The organism is Bradyrhizobium sp. Kon58 (genome assembly GCF_055807455.1).
Genome location: NZ_JBVVOT010000009.1, coordinates 62,629 through 79,882, shown reverse-complemented (window position 1 = coordinate 79,882; position 17,254 = coordinate 62,629). Strand labels below are relative to the sequence as shown.

At 63.6% G+C, this 17,254-nt stretch carries 15 protein-coding genes and 1 pseudogene; 4 read left to right on the top strand and 12 right to left on the bottom strand.

Going from position 1 to position 17,254, the window contains the following annotated elements; genetic code table 11:
* The first annotated feature begins 21 nt into the window (after positions 1–21).
* The 4 genes and pseudogenes from AC0L20_RS17645 to AC0L20_RS17630 all read left to right on the top strand — a co-directional run bounded on the left by AC0L20_RS17645 (position 22) and on the right by AC0L20_RS17630 (position 4,102).
* On the top strand, positions 22–1,110 hold the full coding sequence (locus AC0L20_RS17645; protein ID WP_219682968.1) for a Zn-dependent alcohol dehydrogenase: 1,089 nt from the start codon (positions 22–24) through the stop codon (positions 1,108–1,110).
* Positions 1,111–1,277: 167 nt separating this feature from the next.
* A pseudogene (locus tag AC0L20_RS17640) lies at positions 1,278–1,363 on the top strand (IS5/IS1182 family transposase); the annotation flags it as partial.
* Between the two features lie 369 nt (positions 1,364–1,732).
* Positions 1,733–2,866 (top strand): acyltransferase family protein, encoded by a 1,134-nt coding sequence (locus tag AC0L20_RS17635; protein WP_473290147.1) that lies wholly within the window; start codon positions 1,733–1,735, stop codon positions 2,864–2,866.
* 120 nt (positions 2,867–2,986) lie between these two features.
* Entirely contained in the window at positions 2,987–4,102 is a 1,116-nt protein-coding gene (locus AC0L20_RS17630; RefSeq protein WP_473290144.1) for an acyltransferase family protein, read from the top strand.
* 31 nt (positions 4,103–4,133) lie between these two features.
* Here the strand turns inward: AC0L20_RS17630 and AC0L20_RS17625 are convergent, their stop codons facing one another.
* The 12 genes from AC0L20_RS17625 to AC0L20_RS17570 all read right to left on the bottom strand — a co-directional run bounded on the left by AC0L20_RS17625 (position 4,134) and on the right by AC0L20_RS17570 (position 17,208).
* Positions 4,134–4,406, bottom strand: coding sequence for a DUF1488 family protein (locus AC0L20_RS17625; protein WP_456766416.1), 273 nt, complete (start codon positions 4,404–4,406; stop codon positions 4,134–4,136).
* Positions 4,407–4,483: 77 nt separating this feature from the next.
* Positions 4,484–5,962, bottom strand: coding sequence for an AMP nucleosidase (locus AC0L20_RS17620; RefSeq protein ID WP_473290141.1), 1,479 nt, complete (start codon positions 5,960–5,962; stop codon positions 4,484–4,486).
* A 186-nt stretch (positions 5,963–6,148) separates the two neighbouring features.
* Complete coding sequence (locus AC0L20_RS17615; RefSeq protein ID WP_473290139.1) at positions 6,149–7,483, bottom strand: HlyD family type I secretion periplasmic adaptor subunit; 1,335 nt, start codon at positions 7,481–7,483, stop codon at positions 6,149–6,151.
* Positions 7,480–9,225 carry a type I secretion system permease/ATPase gene (locus AC0L20_RS17610; protein WP_473290136.1) on the bottom strand — a complete coding sequence of 582 codons (1,746 nt, stop codon included), beginning with the start codon at positions 9,223–9,225 and terminating at the stop codon, positions 7,480–7,482. Before AC0L20_RS17610 ends, AC0L20_RS17615 begins: the two co-directional genes overlap by 4 nt.
* 260 nt (positions 9,226–9,485) lie before the next feature.
* Complete coding sequence (locus AC0L20_RS17605) at positions 9,486–9,755, bottom strand: GlsB/YeaQ/YmgE family stress response membrane protein (RefSeq protein WP_007605178.1); 270 nt, start codon at positions 9,753–9,755, stop codon at positions 9,486–9,488.
* 96 nt (positions 9,756–9,851) lie between these two features.
* Complete coding sequence (locus AC0L20_RS17600; protein WP_456766420.1) at positions 9,852–10,829, bottom strand: ABC transporter ATP-binding protein; 978 nt, start codon at positions 10,827–10,829, stop codon at positions 9,852–9,854.
* Positions 10,826–12,241, bottom strand: a complete 1,416-nt coding sequence (locus tag AC0L20_RS17595) for an amidase (RefSeq protein ID WP_473290133.1) — start codon at positions 12,239–12,241, stop codon at positions 10,826–10,828. The genes AC0L20_RS17600 and AC0L20_RS17595 overlap by 4 nt, the downstream gene beginning before the upstream one ends.
* A complete protein-coding gene (locus AC0L20_RS17590) occupies positions 12,238–12,435 on the bottom strand; it encodes a hypothetical protein (protein WP_473290130.1) in 198 nt (65 codons plus the stop codon). The genes AC0L20_RS17595 and AC0L20_RS17590 overlap by 4 nt, the downstream gene beginning before the upstream one ends.
* Positions 12,432–13,493 carry an ABC transporter ATP-binding protein gene (locus tag AC0L20_RS17585; protein ID WP_473290127.1) on the bottom strand — a complete coding sequence of 354 codons (1,062 nt, stop codon included), beginning with the start codon at positions 13,491–13,493 and terminating at the stop codon, positions 12,432–12,434. The genes AC0L20_RS17590 and AC0L20_RS17585 overlap by 4 nt, the downstream gene beginning before the upstream one ends.
* 2 nt (positions 13,494–13,495) lie before the next feature.
* Positions 13,496–14,398, bottom strand: a complete 903-nt coding sequence (locus tag AC0L20_RS17580) for an ABC transporter permease (protein ID WP_473290125.1) — start codon at positions 14,396–14,398, stop codon at positions 13,496–13,498.
* A gap of 3 nt (positions 14,399–14,401) precedes the next feature.
* Positions 14,402–15,355 carry an ABC transporter permease gene (locus AC0L20_RS17575; RefSeq protein WP_473290123.1) on the bottom strand — a complete coding sequence of 318 codons (954 nt, stop codon included), beginning with the start codon at positions 15,353–15,355 and terminating at the stop codon, positions 14,402–14,404.
* A 194-nt stretch (positions 15,356–15,549) separates the two neighbouring features.
* Entirely contained in the window at positions 15,550–17,208 is a 1,659-nt protein-coding gene (locus AC0L20_RS17570) for an ABC transporter substrate-binding protein (protein WP_473290120.1), read from the bottom strand.
* Positions 17,209–17,254: the final 46 nt, after the last annotated feature.

The following is a 17,254-nucleotide window of genomic DNA, read 5'->3' as shown; positions in this document are numbered from 1 at the left end:
AAAAACGATAGGGAGTGCTCGATGAAGGCCGCCGTCCTCCATGAAGTCAACAAGCCTCTGGTCATCGAGGATGTCAGCCTGCCGAAGCCCGGCCCGCGCGAGGTCCTGATCCGGACCTCGGTCGCAGGTCTCTGCCACTCCGATCTGCACTTCATGGAAGGCCTTTATCCGCATCCGCTGCCCGCGGTACTCGGGCACGAGTCCGCCGGTATCGTCGAACAGGTCGGCTCCGACGTCACCTATGTGAAACCGGGCGACCATGTCGTCACTTGCCTGTCCGTGTTCTGCGGCACTTGCGACAATTGCACCACAGGCCGCACGGTGCTCTGCACCGACACCACCGTAAAACTGCTGCCGGGCGCCTCTAATCGGATGCAATGGGCCCGCTCGGAGAAGCTGCATCAGTTTCTCAATCTCTCTTCTTTCGCCGAGCAGATGCTGGTGCACGAGAACGCGATCGTCAAAATCCGCAAGGAAATGCCGCTCGATCTTGCGGCACTGATCGGCTGCGGCGTCATTACCGGCTACGGCGCGGTCGTGAACACGGCGAAGGTGACGGCCGGCGAGACCGTGGCCGTGATCGGCTGCGGCGGTGTCGGCATGGCTGCGATCAACGGCGCGCAGATCGCGGGCGCCGGCCGCATCATCGCCATCGACACCAATCCGGCCAAGCTTCAGCTCGCGACCAAGCTGGGCGCCACCGACATCATCAACCCGGCAGACGGCGACGTCGTGAAGCAGGTGCGAGATCTCACCAATGGCGGCGTGCATCATTCCTTCGAGGTGCTCGGCCGCAAGGAGACCGCCGAGCAGGCCTTCGGCATGCTCGCCTCGGGCGGCACGGCCACCATCGTCGGCATGATTCCGTTCGGCCAGAAGATCGAGCTGCATGGCTTCGACTTTCTGCGCGAGCGCAGGATCCAGGGCTCATCGATGGGTTCGAACCATTTTCGCGTCGACATGCCGCGGCTGGTGGATTTCTACCTGCGCGGCCGACTGCACCTGGAAGACTGGATCTCGGCCAAGCTGAAGCTCTCCGAGATCAACGAGGGTTTTGCCAACATGAAAGCCGGCAAGACGCTGCGCAGCGTGATCATGTTTGACAGCTGATGGCCGGATGAGGCGGAACGCTCAGGATTGAGGCAACTGGTCCGGACCCGGCCAAGTCGCAACGCGACTGCTTCAGGAGCAGCCGCGCCGCAGCTGTGACGAGGCCCGTGGCGAACAGGTAGCCGGGTCCGCGCCAAAGATTGAGCACGAGGTCTGCCATTAAGCCGATGCTGCCGATAAGTCGCGCGGCGTGCCACGGGTGAATGACCGTCGTGTCCTCAATGGCATCTTCTGGGTCTTGCGATCCGGAGCTTCTCTTTCCGGCTTAACCGGCCGCCCGTCGGTTCCATATTTGGAAGGCCGCCGTCAACATTAGGAACAAATTCTTCACCAACACACAAACGATAGTACTCATTGTAAACACAACCGGACGACGCGCGTGCTAGAACCCCAAGAAGCAGCGCGAAGTTGCACGTCTGCCGTCGCAATTGGGAATCTGGAATGTTTAGCGGGTTGACTTACTCCGCATGGGGGTGCGCCCCCGCATTGGGACGTCGAAAGGCGTGCGGATCGCGGGTTCAAGTGCGCTGGGAGCACGCCACGCGTCGGCGGATCGAGACGTGCTGCTGGTTGATCGCCGCTTCGGCGTGCGGTTTTGTGGCGTTCCGCTAAGAGCACAAGCATGTTCAGTCTGGCTGATCAGCTGGCTCTTTCGCGCAATCGGCCTGCAGGTTTCGATTACATGCGAATTGCGCTGGCGGCCGCGATCATCTGCCTGCACAGCGCGAACGTCACACTTGGGCTTGATCGGGCAATGGAGGTAGCAGGCCATTTTCGCATGGTGAACGCAACGGTTCTTGCGCTGTTCTTCGCCTTGAGCGGCTTCTTGGTGACGGGCAGCTTGTTGAGGTGCAAGAGCCTGATTTCGTTTGTCGGCCTGCGCGTGCTTCGCATCGCGCCCGCCCTCGTGGTTGAGACGACGCTTTCAGCCATCATCATCGGCCCGATCTTCACCGCGATGCCTTTGACCGAGTACTTCGCGGACCCGAGATTCCATGTCTACTTTCTCAACATGCTCGGCGACGTCCACTTCGAACTCCCGGGTGTATTTCTTTACAATCCGGTGCCTGATCTGGTGAATGCTCAGCTCTGGACGGTGCCGTATGAGCTGTGGTGTTACGCTATCCTGGCGCTTCTTGCCGCGACCACGATTTGCTTCAACAGGGCACTATACCTTGGGTTCCTGGTGTTCGCCCAGATCGGCCTCGTCTGGTACGATATCTACCATTCGGACGAACTTTTCATTCACCTTCGCCCGCACATTCTGGTGTTCTGCTTCCTCTTAGGCGTTGGCTTCTACCTCTGGCGCGACAAGGTACCGTTCAACCGGGCGACGGGCCTGTTCGCGCTTGTACTTTGCATGATCGGCATGGCCGGCGGACGCAGCGATGCGATTTTTGCCGTGCCTGCCGCCTATATCGCGTGTTATCTGGGCCTCACGAACCCGCGGCGAATCTGGATCGTGTCGTCCGGCGACTATTCCTACGGGATGTACCTCTATGGATTCGTCATCCAGCAGTGCGTTGCAGCGCTGGGCCCGTCGCTTCAGTACTGGTATCTGAACGTCCTGATCAGCCTGCCGATTGCCTTTGGCGTCGCTGTCGCCTCCTGGCACCTCCTCGAGAAACACGCTCTTCGGCTGAAAGGCCAGCTCGAACGCTTTGAGATGGCAGCTCTTTCGGCGTTTCGATCGTGGATTGCCCATAGGAGGAGGCGCCGCGTGCAATCGCATAGCCGACCGATTGCTGAAAACTGAACAACTCCTCTCCGTGAGCAACCGAGTTTTAACCAGTCGTTGCTTTGCTCATTCTATCTCTATCAAAGGCGCGATCTGGCCCTCGCACGGTCTAAGTCTTTCGAGACTTGAGGGATACAATTGAAGTCATCAGCCGGTTTGCACTTCATCGGGCTTGACCACGTTCGGGCAGTCGCGGTGCTCATGGTTTTCGCTTGGCACTTCACGCATGCCGTTGGTGCTTATCCCGAGACCTTCGAGGGCGCCCCGGCTGTGTTTCCGCTGGCCCTGTTTGACGAAGGTCACACCGGCGTGGCGCTTTTCATGGTGCTCAGCGGATATCTGTTCGCGAAGTTGCTTGATGGCAAAACGATAAACTACCTTGCATTTTTCTGGAATCGTTTGATCCGGCTCGCCCCGCTCCTGGTCCTCGTCCTCATCCTGGTCGGGATCATCAGGCATGCGGAGGGCGAGGGGCTCGGTGGATACGTCGCAAATCTAGCGCAGGGATTCGTGGTCCCAGCTTGGCCGAATGGCGCGTGGTCCATCACCATCGAAATGCATTTCTATATCGCGCTGCCCTTTCTGATCTACGCGAGCCGGCGCCATAAGTGGACACCCCTCATCTTCGTGGGAGCAGCAATTGCCCTACGCTCCATCATCTTCGCAATGGTCGGCGAAGTAGAATATTACGCGTACTACACGATCATTGGCCGCATAGATCAGTTCGCTTTGGGCATCATCGCGTTCAGCTATCGACACATTTTCACCGGAAGACACCTTTCGGCAATCGGAATACTCACAGCGTTCACTGTGGGGTTCTGGATGTTCGACATTGCCGGCGGCTACTACGGAACAGAGCGCAATCCGCTATGGATAATCCTCCCGACCGCGGAAGCCGTCGCTTACTCGTCGCTTGTCGCCTACTATGACACCAGTTTCAGGCTGAGAAACGCGGGCATTTCATGGGCGTTCTCGAAGATTGGCGAGTATAGCTATTCAATTTACCTGCTGCATACGTTCTTCGTTGTCGAACTAGCGGAGTTCGTTCAACGCCACGTCATGGACATTTCGAACTTCTACGTCGCATTGGCGTGGTCATTCGCCTGCTTCACCCTGATGATTCCGATCGGGATCATCAGTTTCGTTTACGTGGAAGCGCCTTTTCTCCGGCTTCGTCGCGTCTATACAAAGCCAATTGCACGAGTCTCCCAGTACGGCAGCAGCGTCGCCGCACAGGGATTAGGCCCCGTTTGATTCGCCCGGCTATGACTTTGGCGTCGATCGCTCAAAGCAAGTGTCGCGTAAAGATCCGCACCACGTGTCCCCTGACCCGCGGCGCCTCGTCGTAGAGGTCTGAGGCCAGCCGCTCGATGGTCTCGCGCAGCGACAGGAACTGGGCCTGCCGCGCGCTGCTTTCGGTGCCCTGCATGCCCGCAAGCTCGTCCATCGCGGCGTCGCTGATCTGGCACTGCACGACCTCGCCGTCGTTCAGCATGGTGAAGCGAAAGGCGAGGCGTTCGAGATCATGGCCAATGATCCTGTCGCGCATGAGTGGCATCAATTCGTCCCGGTCGACCCCCGCGCCGAAAATGCCGAAAATCCCGCTGCTTGTCAGCAGCAAAGGCAATCCATCGCCTACTGGAACGCGACTTCGGCGAAACTGCGGAGCTTTCGCGAATGCAGCCGCTCGGATTCCTGCTGCTTGAGCCGTTCCAGCGCCTTCAAGCCGATCTCGAGATGCTGGCCGACGCGGCGGCGGTAGAATTCGCTGGCCATGCCTGCGAGCTTGATCTCGCCGTGAAGAGGCTTGTCGGAGACGCACAGCAGCGTGCCGTAGGGGACGCGAAAGCGGTAGCCGTTGGCGGCAATCGCGGCCGATTCCATGTCGAGCGCAACCGCGCGCGATTGCGACAAGCGGCGAATGACATCGGGCCCGCTGATCTCCCAATTGCGGTTGTCGACGCTCGCGACGGTGCCGGTCCGCATCAGGCGCTTGAGTTCGAAACCTTCGAGCCCGGTGACGTCCTCGACCGCCTCCTCGAGCGCCACCTGCATCTCCGCCAGCGCCGGGATCGGCACCCACAGCGGTAATTCACGATCGAGCACATGGTCCTCGCGCACATAGCCATGGGCGAGCACGTAGTCGCCGAGCCGCTGCGTGTTGCGCAGGCCCGCACAATGGCCGAGCATTAGCCAGGCATGGGGCCGCAGCACGGCAACATGGTCGGTGACGTTGCGCGCGTTCGACGGACCCGTGCCGATATTGATCAGGGTGATGCCGCGATAGCCGGGCGCGACCAGATGGAAGGCCGGCATCTGCGGCGCGCGCGCGGGCGCAACGCCCGTCGACGCGCCGCCGCTGCGCGTGATCACATTGCCTGGAGCGACGAAGGCATCGAGGCCGGCCTCGCCAGCCTGAAGCCGCTGCTGGCAGAGCTGCGCGAAGGCGTCGACATAGAACTGGTAGTTGGTGAAGATCACGAAGTTCTGGAAATGCTCTGGATCCGTGCCCGTGTAGTGGTAGAGCCGGCGCAGCGAGTAGTCGACACGAGCCGCCCGAAACAGGGATAGCGGCTCGGGCGCGCCGGGCTGGAGCTCGAAAGTGCCGTCGGCGATGGCATCGTCCATGGTGGCCAGATCAGGCACGTCGAACGCGTCGCGCAGCGACCGCGTCACCGGCGAATTTTCGCTGGTGGTGATGGCGGCTTCGATGTTGATGTCGCGGCGGTAGGCGAAGTGAACGGGGATCGGTTCGCCGGACTCGCCGATTTCGACCGGGACGCCGTGGTTCTGGATCAACAGTCCGATCTGCTCTGTGAGATAGGTCCGGAACAGATCCGGCCGCGTGACGCTGGTCTCGTGCACACCGGGCCGGGCGACGAAGCCGTAGGCAAGACGCGAATCCAGCCGCGCATGCGTTGCGGTGGTGACACGGACGAAGGGATAGAAGGCCCGCACCCGCGTCGTGATTGCCTCGCCGTTGACGTAAGCTTCGAACCGGTCGCGCAGGAACTTCGTGTTGCGCTCGTAGATCTCTTCGAGGCGGGCGACGGCGAGGCCAGCATCGGAGAAGGATTCGGTGGCGACGGAGGGTGGAGATTGGATGGATTGCATTGTTCGACGCCGGGTTGCTGGGGCTGAATCGAACTATAGCAAGAAAACTAAAGCAAGAAAGAAGCCGCCCGTCATTGCGAGCGTCGCGAAGCAATCCAGAAATCTCGCCGCGGAGGCAACCTGGATTGCTTCGCTACGCCGCTACGCTCGCAATGACGAAAAGAGGCGATGACGCGCTTCCGCGCGTCACTTCTCCCGGAACGCGCGCATGAACTGGTCGTGCAGCGGCTTCATCAGATAGGACAGCATGGTGCGGTCGCCGGTCTGGACGAAGGCTTCCGCCGGCATGCCGGGGATCAGCCTGGAATCACCGAGCTTGGCGACCTCTTCCGCGGACAGCGAAACGCGGATGGTGTAGTAGCTTTGGCCGGTGCGCTGATCGGTGGTGACGTCGGGCGAGACGCGGCTGACGACGCCGTTGAGCTCCGGCGTGGTGCGCTGGTTGAAGGCGGACAGGCGCAGCAGCGTCTTCTGGCCGATCTGGAGCTTGTCGATATCGACCGGATTGACCTTGGCCTCGACCTGGAGATCGTCGGCCTGCGGCACGATCAGCATGAGGGCGTCGCCGGCGGTGATGACGCCACCAACCGTATGCACGGTCGATTGCAGCACCATGCCGTCCTGCGGCGCGCGGATGTCGACGCGGCGAAGCTGGTCCTCGGCGGCGACCTTGCGCTCGATCATTTCGCCGATCTTGTCGTTGGTCTCGCGCAGATCCTTGGAGACCTCGCTGACCATGTCCTTGTCGACCTGGATGATCTGGAGCTCGGTCTCGGTGATCTTGCCCTTGGCCTGCGCGCGCGAGGCGATGTATTGCGCGCGCTCGCCGTTGAGGCGGGCGCTGTCGCGTTCGAGCGTGGTCAGGCGCGAGATCTGCACCAGATGCTTGTCATAGAGATCGCGGACACCGACGAGCTCCTGCTGCACCAGCGAGATTTCCTTGTCCTTGGCCCGCTCCTGCGCGGAGAGGCCCTCGATCTCCTCGTTGAGCTGCTGGATGCGCTCGCGCAGCTGCGCCTTCTGGCCGGCGCGTCCGTTGACACGCACGTCGAACAGCTTGGTTTCCGCGGAGAGCAGCGCCTTGACATCGGGATCGTTGCCGCGATCGAGCAGCGCTTGCGGGTAGTCGATTCTGTCGATCCCGCGCTGCTCGGCCTGGAGCCGCGCCGCACGCGCCTGCGCCGCGTCGAGATTCTTGGTGACGATGGCGAGGTTGGCCTTGGTGACGGTGTCGTCGAGCCGCACCACGATGTCGCCAGCCTTGACCACGTCGCCATCGCGGGCGCGCAGCTCGCCGACGACGCCGCCGGTCGGATGCTGTACCTTCTTGACGTTGGATTCGACCACGATCTGCCCCGGCGCGATCAGCGCGCCTGAGATCTGCACGGTCGATCCCCAGCCGCCGAGCCCAACCAGGAGGACCAGCACGATCCCAAGCCCGAGCATCAGGTGAAACCGGATCGACTGCCGTACGGTCCGCTTCGCGGCGGGCTTCGCGCCGCCGAGCGCCATCGTGCTCATGCCTTGGCTCCGCCTTCGCTGACGATCTTGATCGGCGCCGGCGGCGTCACACGCGGCTGGAGCACCTGGGCGAGCACCTGCTCCTTCGGCCCGAAGGCCTGCATGCGGCCGTCGCGCAGCACCAGGATCTGGTCGACCGCTTCCACGCCGATCGGACGGTGCGCCACCACGATGACGATGGCGCCGCGCTCGCGCGCCGCGCGGATGGCGCGGGTCAGCGCTTCGTCGCCTTCGGTATCGAGATTGGAATTGGGTTCGTCGAGCACGATCAGGAACGGATTGCCATAGAGGGCGCGCGCCAGCGCCACCCGCTGCGCCTGGCCCGCGGAGAGCGCCGTGCCCTGCTCGCCGACCTGGGTATTGTAGCCCTCGCGCATCTTGATGATCATCTCGTGCACGCCGGCTTCCTTGGCGGCGGCGATGATGCCGTCAGACGTGGCCTCGGGATCGAAGCGGCTGATGTTCTGCGCGATGGTGCCGCCGAACAATTCGACGTCCTGCGGCAGATAGCCGATATGGCGGCCAAGCATGTCCGACGACCATTGGTCGAGCGCCGCGCCGTCGAGCCGCACCTTGCCGCGGACCGGTTGCCAGACGCCGACCAGCGCGCGGATCAGCGACGACTTGCCGGAGCCGCTCGGTCCGATCACGCCGAGGCCATTGCCGGCTTCGAGCGCGAAGGTGACGTCCTGCACGATGAGGCGCTGGTCGCCCGGCGGCACCATGGCGATGCCTTCGACCGAGAGGCGGCTGGTCGGCGCCTGCAGCTGAGTCGGCATCGTCTGCGCAGGCATCTGCTCCAGAAGTCGGGTCAGGCGGTGCCAGCTCTGACGTGCCGCGACAAAGGATTTCCAGTGCGCGATCGCGAGGTCGACCGGCGCGAGCGCTCGTGCCGAGAGGATCGAACCGGCGATGATGATGCCGGCGGTCGCCTCCTGATGGATGACGAGATAGGCGCCGACCGCGAGCACGGCCGATTGCAGCATCATGCGCAGCACTTTTGCGACCGCGCCGAGACCGCCGGCGACGTCGCTCGCACGCTGGTTGCCGTCGAGATATTTTTCGTTGGCCTCGCTCCAGCGCGCGTTCATCCGGCCGGCCATGCCCATCGACACCATGACTTCGGCGTTGCGGCGGCTGGCCTGGGCGAGATCGTTGCGCTGGGCGGCAAGGCCCATCGCCTCCTTCGCCGGCTGGCGGGACATGAACTCGGTGACCAGCGTCAACCCGACCAGGATGACGGCACCGACCAGCGCGGTGACGCCGATCATGACGTGGAAGGCGAAGCAGATGGCGAGATAGAGCGGCAGCCAGGGCAGGTCGAAGAACGCGCTCGGTCCCATGCCGCCGAGGAAGGAGCGGACATTGTCGAGATCGCGCAGCGGCTGAAGCCCCTCGTTGCGGCTACCGACCAGCAACGGCAGGCGCACGATGGTGTCGAACACCCGCTTGTTCAGGGCTTCGTCCAGCGCGGTGCCGACCCGGCCCAGGATCCGGTTACGGATCATGTCCAGCACGCCCTGCGCCATGTAGAGGAAACTGGCGAGGACGATCAGGCCGACCAGGGTCGGAATGCTGCGGCTCGGCAGCACCCGGTCGTAGACCTCCAGCATGAAGATCGACCCGGTCAGATAGAGCAGGTTGATCATGCAGCTCATCAAGCCGACGCCGACAAACGCCGTGCGACAGGCGCGCAGCGCATCACCGAGCTCTGAGCGGCGGACGCCGGGAACGGCTGCCATCAGTCTGATCTCTTTCGGGTAGGGGCCAAAGTCCCTGATTTCAAAGGCAAATTCAGGAGTAATTGACCCGGATTAACATCGCGTTTGCGCTCATCGCCCAACGCAGTCGAACACCCGGGACCCCTATGGCCCACATCACCTCCGACCGACCTTGCACGCAAGTCCGGAATCTCACGATCTTGCGGCTTTTTCTTGCAGACATGTCACCTCTCCCCGGGCGGGGAGAGGTCAAAAGTTCGATCAATTGAACTCGGGCGCCGTTAGAACCGGCCGCCGCCGCGGACCAGCCGCACCACCAGCAGCAGGATGACCGCGCCGATCGCGGAATAGATGATCTCCGATATCAGTCCGGTGCCGATGTGGATGCCGAGCTTCGGAAACAGGAAGCTTGCCACCAGCGCGCCGGCGATGCCGACCACGATATCGCCGATGATGCCGAATCCGGTTCCGCGCACCACCTTGCCGGCCAACCAGCCAGCCACCAGGCCGACGAACAGGATGACAAGCAGGCCTTCATTGGAAATGTACATAAGTGAGGTCCCTCTCCGTGAACGGTTCCATGGAAGCGGAACCGGGATGAACGAGGTCTGAATGCTGTTCCCCGCTCCGTCTTGGGGCCGAAAATATCAAGACAACGCGGTGACCGGCTCCGCCAGCACGCACCGTGCCGCCCGGCCCGGGCCGACCTCCACATTCCCTGGCAGTTGTTCCAGGCAGCGCGGCTGGGCTACGGCGCAGCGGGGCGCAAAGGAGCAGTTGTGCGGCCTCTCGCCGAGCGACGGCGGGGTGCCGGGGATGGTCTCGAGCCGCTGTCCCCGCTTGGCCCCGTGGACGGTCGAGGCGAGCAGGCCCTTGGCGTAGGGATGCACCGGCGAGCGGACGATGTCGCGAAGCGTGCCCTGCTCCACGATCTGGCCGGCATACATCACCGCGACCCGGTCGCAGATCTCGATGGCGACCCCGATGTCGTGGGTGACGAAGATGACGGACATGCCGAACTCGCGCTGCAGCTCGCGCAACAGCAGCAGGATCTGGATCTGCACGGTGGCATCGAGCGCGGTGGTCGGCTCATCCGCGAGCAATATCTTGGGACGACACGCGAGCGCCAGCGCGATCATCGCGCGCTGACGCATGCCGCCGGACATCTCGTGCGGATAGGCATCGAGCCGCCGCTTGGCCGAGGGAATGCGCACGACCTCGAGCATTTCGAGCGCCCTCGCCCTGCCTTCCGCATAAGACTTGCCTTCGTGACGCACCACGCTTTCGGCGATCTGCGCGCCGATGGTGTAGACCGGGTCGAGCGCAAGCGCCGGCTCCTGAAAGATCATCGACACGGTCTGGCCGCGGAACGACGACAGCTGCTCGTCGTTCATGGCGAGCACGTCGCGGCCCATCACGTTGACCTTGCCCGTGATCTGCGTGCGCTTCTTCGGCAACAGCCGCATCAGTGCACGCAAGGTCACGCTCTTGCCCGAGCCGGACTCGCCGAGCAGGCCCAGCACCTCGCCGTCGCCGAGCGAGAGGCTGAGATCGTTCACGGCATAGACCGTACGCTCGCCGGTGAAGCGGATGTTGAGGCCTGAGATCTCGACGAGCTTTGTCATGACGGAAGTTTCGGCAACCTGTCGTGGTAGTCGGTGGCGCGCTGGAATGCGGCGCCGATGGTGAGCAAGGTCGCCTCATCGAACGAGCGGCCGATCAGCTGCATGCCGATCGGAAGACCGCTTTTGGTGAAGCCCGAGGGCACCGTGAGCGACGGCAGGCCCAGATAATTCACCGGACGGGTGAACAGCGTTAGCCGCTGCAACAGCGCCGGCGCGTTCGGCCCGCCGCCGACGTCGCTCTCCTCGATCGTCGGCGCCGGCACCGGAGACGCCGGCGCGATGATCGCATCGACACCCGATGTCGCAGCGTTGTGCGCGGCGAGCGCCGGCCCCCGCCAGCGCATCGCCTCGAGATAGGTGATGGCGGGGACCGCGAGCCCGTTCTGAAGCCGCATCAACACCTGCGGACCATAATCCTGCGGCCGCTCGATCATCCAGCGCTTGTGGAAGGCGGCGGCTTCGGCTGCAAGCACGAGCTGGCTTGCCGAGGACAATTGCCGCTGATCGGGCAACTCGACCGTGACGATGTCGACGCCCTCGCGCTTGAGGACCGCGATGGTCTCGTCCAGCACGCGCGCGACCTCGCCGTCGAGATCGTCGACATAGAAGGACGAGGGGACGCCGACCTTGAGGCCTTTTAGCGAGCCCTTGGTCGCGCCGACATAGTCAGACAGCGGCTCATGACTGCAGGTCGAATCGTCAGGATCAGGGCCGGCCATCAGCGCCAGCAGCAGCGCGCAATCCTCGGCCGTGCGGGCGAGCGGGCCGACCGTGTCGAGCGACTGCGACAGCGGCATCGCGCCGGCGCGGCTGACCCGGCCGACCGTGGTCTTCAATCCCGTGACGCCGCAGAAATGCGCGGGCATGCGGATCGAGCCGCCGGTGTCGGAGCCGAGCGCGGCATAGGTCAATCGAGCCGCCACCGCCGAGCCCGAGCCCGACGACGAGCCGCCGGTGATGTGCGCGACGTTCCAGGGATTGCGAACCGGACCATAATGGGCGTTATGACCGGTCGGGCCATAGGCGAATTCGGCGAGATGCAACGTGCCGAGCCTAACCTGGCCGGCGTCCTTCAGCCGCTGCAAGGCGGTGGAGGTCACGGTCGGAACGAAATCGCGGCGGATCAGCGAGCCGCAGGTCGCGACGTGGCCTGCGTCGTAGTACATGTCCTTGTGCGCGAGCGGCACGCCATGCAACGGCCCGCGGACTTCGCCCTTGGCGAATTCGGCGTCGGCGGCATCGGCAGCCTTCAGAGCCTTCTCCGACTCGATCGACATGAAGGCGTTGAGATGCGGCTGCCACTGCGCGATGCGATGCAGCAGCGCCCGCGTCACCTCATGCGAGGACACCTGCTTCATCGCAATCGCGCGCGCGACCTCGGTAAGCGTCATCAATGCGGGTTCGGTGCTCATTTCGAGACCTTCGCAGTCTGCGCGATCGGATACAGCGCGGGCTCGAGATCGAACGGCAGCGTGCCGGCAATGGCCGCAAAGCCCTCGAAGGCCGGTCCGATGGAATTGGAGATGCGCGTCGCGATCTCGTCGTCAACGGGAACGCCGGCGATCTGTGCCGTCGCCTTGATCTCTTTGGTCGTCGGTCTCGTCATACGGTTTCCTCCTTGGGCGCGCGGCTATGGCCTGAACCCGGGATCGCCATGTAGCACGCGGCCTCGTGGCCCATTCTATCGAGCGCGGTGAGTTTTGGTGTCGCATTTGCGCAGAGCGGCTCCGCAAACGGGCAACGCGTGTGGAAGCGGCAGCCCGAAGGCGGATCTATCGGATTGGGCGGATCGCCCGTGATCGGCGGCGTCTCGGTGCGGCGGTCCGGATCCGAGGACGGCATCGCGGCAAGAAGTGCGCGCGTATAGGGATGCGCCGGCTGGTCCCAGACCTGATCGACCGGGCCGAGCTCGACGACCTCGCCGAGATACATCACCAGCACGCGATCGCTGATGTAGCGCACGACGTTGAGATCGTGGCTAATGAAGAGATAGGTCAGGCCGAACTCGCGCTTGAGGTCGGCAAGCAAATTGAGCACCTGCGCCTCGACCGATTTGTCGAGCGCGGAGACCGCTTCGTCCAGAATCACTAGCCGCGGCGACAGCGCCAGTGCACGTGCGATGTTGACGCGCTGGCGCTGGCCACCGGAGATCTCGTGGGGGTAGCGGTTGGCGAAATTCGCAGGAACCAGGCCCACCTTGCCGAGCAGCTCGCGCGCCAGCGCGCGCGCAGCGCCGTCCGCCATGCCGTGCACCTTCGGGCCGAAGGCGATCGATTCCTCGATGGTCAGGCGCGGATTGAGCGAGGCGTAGGAATCCTGGAACACCATCTGCATGCCGCGACGCAGCTCGCGCAGGGAGAGCGACTGGCCGACGCTCATGCCGTCATAAATGATATCGCCGGTGTCGCGCGGCATCAGATGCATCAGCAGCCGCGCGGTGGTCGACTTGCCGCAACCGGACTCGCCGACGATGCCGACGGTCTCGCCCTTGGCGACGGTGAACGAGACATTATCAACCGCACGCACGGTGCGCTTTGCGGCGAACAGGCCGCCACGAACCGGGAAATGCTTGGTCAGGCCGTTGACCTGAAGCAGCGGTTGGGCGACGCCGCCGAGGTCTTCGATCGGCTCCAGCATCGTGACGGAGGCGTTGGTTTCGCTCATGGCTAGTTCCTGATGTCCATGGCGCTGCGCAGGCCGTCCGAGAGCAGGTTGAAGCAGATCGAGACCGCGAAGATCATTGCACCGGGGAGCGCGGCGACCCAGGGATTGACATAGATCGCGGTGCGCAAGGTATTCAACATCAGGCCCCATTCCGGCTCCGGCGGTTTGGTGCCGAGACCGAGGAAGGACAGGCCTGCCGCGAGGATCATCGAGACCGAGATCAGGCTGGTCGCGTAGACGAAGATCGATCCGAGCACATTGCCGAGGATATGAACGCGCATGATGGTGAACGGTCCCGCGCCCGAGGCGCGCGCGGCATCGACGAAGTCCATGTTGCGCACGCCCGTCGTCACGCTTTCGGCGACGCGGGTGATCTGCGGCACGAACACGACGGTCAACGACACGATGGAATTGAGGATGCCCGCGCCCAGCGCGCCCGAGATCGCGATCGCCAGCAACACGGACGGAAAGGCATAGAACACGTCGATCGTGCGCATGATCGCGGTGTTGAGCTTGCCGCCGACATAGCCGGCAACGAGGCCGAGCGACGTGCCGATGCAGAAGGCAAGGATCACTGGCAAAATGCCGATGAGGAGCGACAGCCGGCCGCCATAGATCAGTCGCGCCAGCATGTCGCGACCGAGTTCGTCGGTGCCGAGCGGGTAGCCTGATGTGCCGATGTGCCGAAGGCGCCGGATCATCGAGCCCTTGTAGGGATCTTCCAGACCGAGCCACGGCGCAACGATCGCGGACAGGAAGATCAGCAGCAGCACCAGCGCGCAGACCATGCTGACCTTGTCGCGCCGGATACGACGGCCCACGGTCGCCCAATAGCCGCGCGCCTTGGTCGCGGGCGCGGACTGAAGCGCGGCATCGGCGGTGGCGGATAGCGGAAGCTCGCTCATCGGCTAGCCCCGCTTGATGCGCGGGTCGATCGCGGCTTGCGCGATGTCGACCAGCAGATTGAGGAAGACGAAGAACAGCGCCAGGATCAGGATCGTGCCCTGGAGCAGCGGCAGGTCGCGCTGGAAGATCGCCGAGTTGAGCAGGAAGCCCGAGCCCGGCCAGGAGAACACGGTCTCGATCAGGATCGAGCCGCCGAGCATGTAACCGAGCTGAAGTCCCATCACCGCGAGCGCGGTGGGCGCGGCGTTCTTGATGACGTGGCGGAACACGCCGCGTTCATGCAGGCCTTTTGCACGCAGCGCCTCGACGAAGTCCTGGCTGAGAATGTCGCCGGTCAGCGCGCGCACCGTGCGGGTGACGATGCCCATCGGGATCACCGACGTCGTGATCGCCGGCAGCACGAGATATTGCAAATGCGCCCAGTCCCAGGCCCAGGCGGCCGAGCCTCCGGGTCCGGCGCCGACGGCGGGCAGCCAGTTCAGCTGGACCGAGAAGATGATGACGAGCACCATGCCGAGCCAGTAATGCGGCACCGAAACGCCGGCGATGGCAAACGACGTCGCCAGCTTGTCGATCCAGGTTTCGCGGAAATAGCCGGCGATCAAGCCGAGCATGACGCCCATGGTGAAGCCGATGATGGCCGCCGCAATCGCCAGCGTGACGGTGTTGCTGACCGCGCGCATGACCTCAGCCAACACTGGGCGGCCCGTGGCGATGGAATTGCCGAGATCGCCATGAAGGGCGCGGAGCAGCCACAGCCCGAACTGCACCGGCAGCGGGCGGTCGAAACCATAGGCGGTCCGGAGCTGCGCGGCGAGCTCCTGCGAGGCGTCGGCCGGGAGCACCGCGACGAGCGGATCGCCCGGCGTGATGTGCACGAGCAGAAAACACACCAGCGCGACGCTGATGACGATCGGGACGACGTAGACGATGCGTCTGGCGATATAGGCGAGCACTGCAGTTCTTTCTTCCTTCTCCCCTTGCGGGAGAAGGTGGCGCGAAGCGCCGGATGAGGGGTTATATCCGCGGATGATACTGCGTCGATTGAGAGGTCCGCATTCGCGGAGAGAGACCCCTCACCCGGCTTCGCTAACCGCGAAGCCACCCTCTCCCGCAAGGGGAGAGGGTGCACTGAGCCAAGCCGAGCGAACTACTGCATCGACACCAGCGAGAAGTCGATGAACCAGCTCTTTGGCTGCACGACGCCTGTCACCTTCGGGCTGATGGCGCGGGGGCCAACGTCGTGGGCGACGTAGAGGAAGGCTGCGTCGTCGACCGAGGCCGCGTGCAGTTCGGCGAGCGCGGCGTCACGCGCGGCGGGATCGAAGGTCTGCCGCGCCTTCTTCACCAGCTCGTCGAACTTGGGGTTGTTGATGAAACCCCAATTGTTCGAGACCGGCGGCGCCATGCCTGATTGCAGGAAGCGCACCAGCGCGAAGAACGGATCCATTGCCGCGTAGGTGACGTTGGTCGCGTTCGAGCCGTTGGCGCTGGGGTCCTTGGCGCCGCGGCGCCAATTGGTGAACAGCGTATTCCACTCGATGACATCGAGCTGCACGTCGAAATAGCATTCGGCCAGCGCCTGCTGGAGATATTCGTTCATCGGCAGCGGCTGCATCTGGCCCGAGCCGGAGGCCGAGGTCTGGGTCTTCACCGTCAACTTCTTGTTCGGTCCGAAGCCGGCCTCCTGCATCAGCTTCTGCGCAGCCGCCTTGTCGTACTTGATCTCGAAGGTCGGCTTTCCGCGCCACGGATGGCCAGGCTCGAAGGTGCCGGTCGCGGGCACCATCAACCCGGCGAGCAGGCCGTCCTTGAGGCCTTCGCGATCGACGCAGAGGTTCGCGGCCTTGCGGACGCGGATGTCGTTCCAGGGCGAGCCCTCGACGCGCGAGAACTGCCACGGCCAGACATGCGGCTGCTCGTTGGCGTAGAGCTTGAAGCCGCGCTGCTTCAATTCGGGCAACGCATCCGGCGCCGGCGCCTCGACCCAATCGACCTGCCCGGAAAGTAGCGCCGCAGTGCGCGCATTCGCTTCCGGCATCGGCAAGAGCACCATCTTGTCGACTTTTGGCACGCGGTCTTTGTTCCAGTAGCCCGCATTCTTGACCAGCTCGAGCCGCTCGCGCGGGGTGAAGCCCGCCATCTTCCACGGGCCGGTGCCCGCGGCGTCCTTGGCGAACGCGGTCCATGCGGCCTGCGACTTGGCCTTGGCGTCAGCGCCTTCCGCCTTTTCGTAGAAATGCTGCCACTTCGCCGGGCTCGCCATGAAGAGATTGGTGAGGTTGATCGGCAAAAAGCTGTCGGGCGCCTTGGTGGTGAGCTCGACCGTCATGTCGTCGATCTTCTTCGCCGACGCCAGCGTCGGCATGCGCGAGGCCGTGACGCCGACCTGGCTGGCGTCGAATTGCGGCGCATCCTGCTTCAGCACCTTCTCGACGTTCCACACCACGGCGTCCGCGTTGAACGGCGAGCCGTCATGGAAGGTGACGCCGGGGCGTAGCTTGAAAGTCCATTTGGTCTTGTCGGCATCGTCGACCTTCCACTCGCTGGCAAGGCCGGGGATCACCACGCTCGCCTTGTCGGCCGAGGACAGATCCCAGCCGGTGAGCGCGTCATACATGGTGAGGCCGGTGAAGCGGTTGCCTTCAAAACCCTGATCGGGCTGGCCCAACGTGCGCGGAATATCGGCAGCGGTCATGGCGATGCGCAGCACGGTTTCGGCACCGGCCGCGCGCGGCCACGCAGCCGCGCTACTGAGCGCCAGCAACGCGATCAGCGCCGCGCGGGTCTTGTTCTTATTGATCAGCATTGACTCAATCCCTTTCCGGCTTCGATGACTAATTTTGATGCAATCG

Bases quoted from the DNA above. Each gene is read 5' to 3' on its own strand.
- AC0L20_RS17645 (WP_219682968.1), top strand. From the start codon at position 22: ATGAAGGCCGCCGTCCTCCATGAAGTCAACAAGCCTCTGGTCATCGAG.
- AC0L20_RS17635 (WP_473290147.1), top strand. From the start codon at position 1,733: ATGTTCAGTCTGGCTGATCAGCTGGCTCTTTCGCGCAATCGGCCTGCA.
- AC0L20_RS17625 (WP_456766416.1), bottom strand. From the start codon at position 4,406: ATGCCACTCATGCGCGACAGGATCATTGGCCATGATCTCGAACGCCTC.
- AC0L20_RS17620 (WP_473290141.1), bottom strand. From the start codon at position 5,962: ATGCAATCCATCCAATCTCCACCCTCCGTCGCCACCGAATCCTTCTCC.
- AC0L20_RS17615 (WP_473290139.1), bottom strand. From the start codon at position 7,483: ATGAGCACGATGGCGCTCGGCGGCGCGAAGCCCGCCGCGAAGCGGACC.
- AC0L20_RS17610 (WP_473290136.1), bottom strand. From the start codon at position 9,225: ATGGCAGCCGTTCCCGGCGTCCGCCGCTCAGAGCTCGGTGATGCGCTG.
- AC0L20_RS17605 (WP_007605178.1), bottom strand. From the start codon at position 9,755: ATGTACATTTCCAATGAAGGCCTGCTTGTCATCCTGTTCGTCGGCCTG.
- AC0L20_RS17600 (WP_456766420.1), bottom strand. From the start codon at position 10,829: ATGACAAAGCTCGTCGAGATCTCAGGCCTCAACATCCGCTTCACCGGC.
- AC0L20_RS17595 (WP_473290133.1), bottom strand. From the start codon at position 12,241: ATGAGCACCGAACCCGCATTGATGACGCTTACCGAGGTCGCGCGCGCG.
- AC0L20_RS17590 (WP_473290130.1), bottom strand. From the start codon at position 12,435: ATGACGAGACCGACGACCAAAGAGATCAAGGCGACGGCACAGATCGCC.
- AC0L20_RS17585 (WP_473290127.1), bottom strand. From the start codon at position 13,493: ATGAGCGAAACCAACGCCTCCGTCACGATGCTGGAGCCGATCGAAGAC.
- AC0L20_RS17580 (WP_473290125.1), bottom strand. From the start codon at position 14,398: ATGAGCGAGCTTCCGCTATCCGCCACCGCCGATGCCGCGCTTCAGTCC.
- AC0L20_RS17570 (WP_473290120.1), bottom strand. From the start codon at position 17,208: ATGCTGATCAATAAGAACAAGACCCGCGCGGCGCTGATCGCGTTGCTG.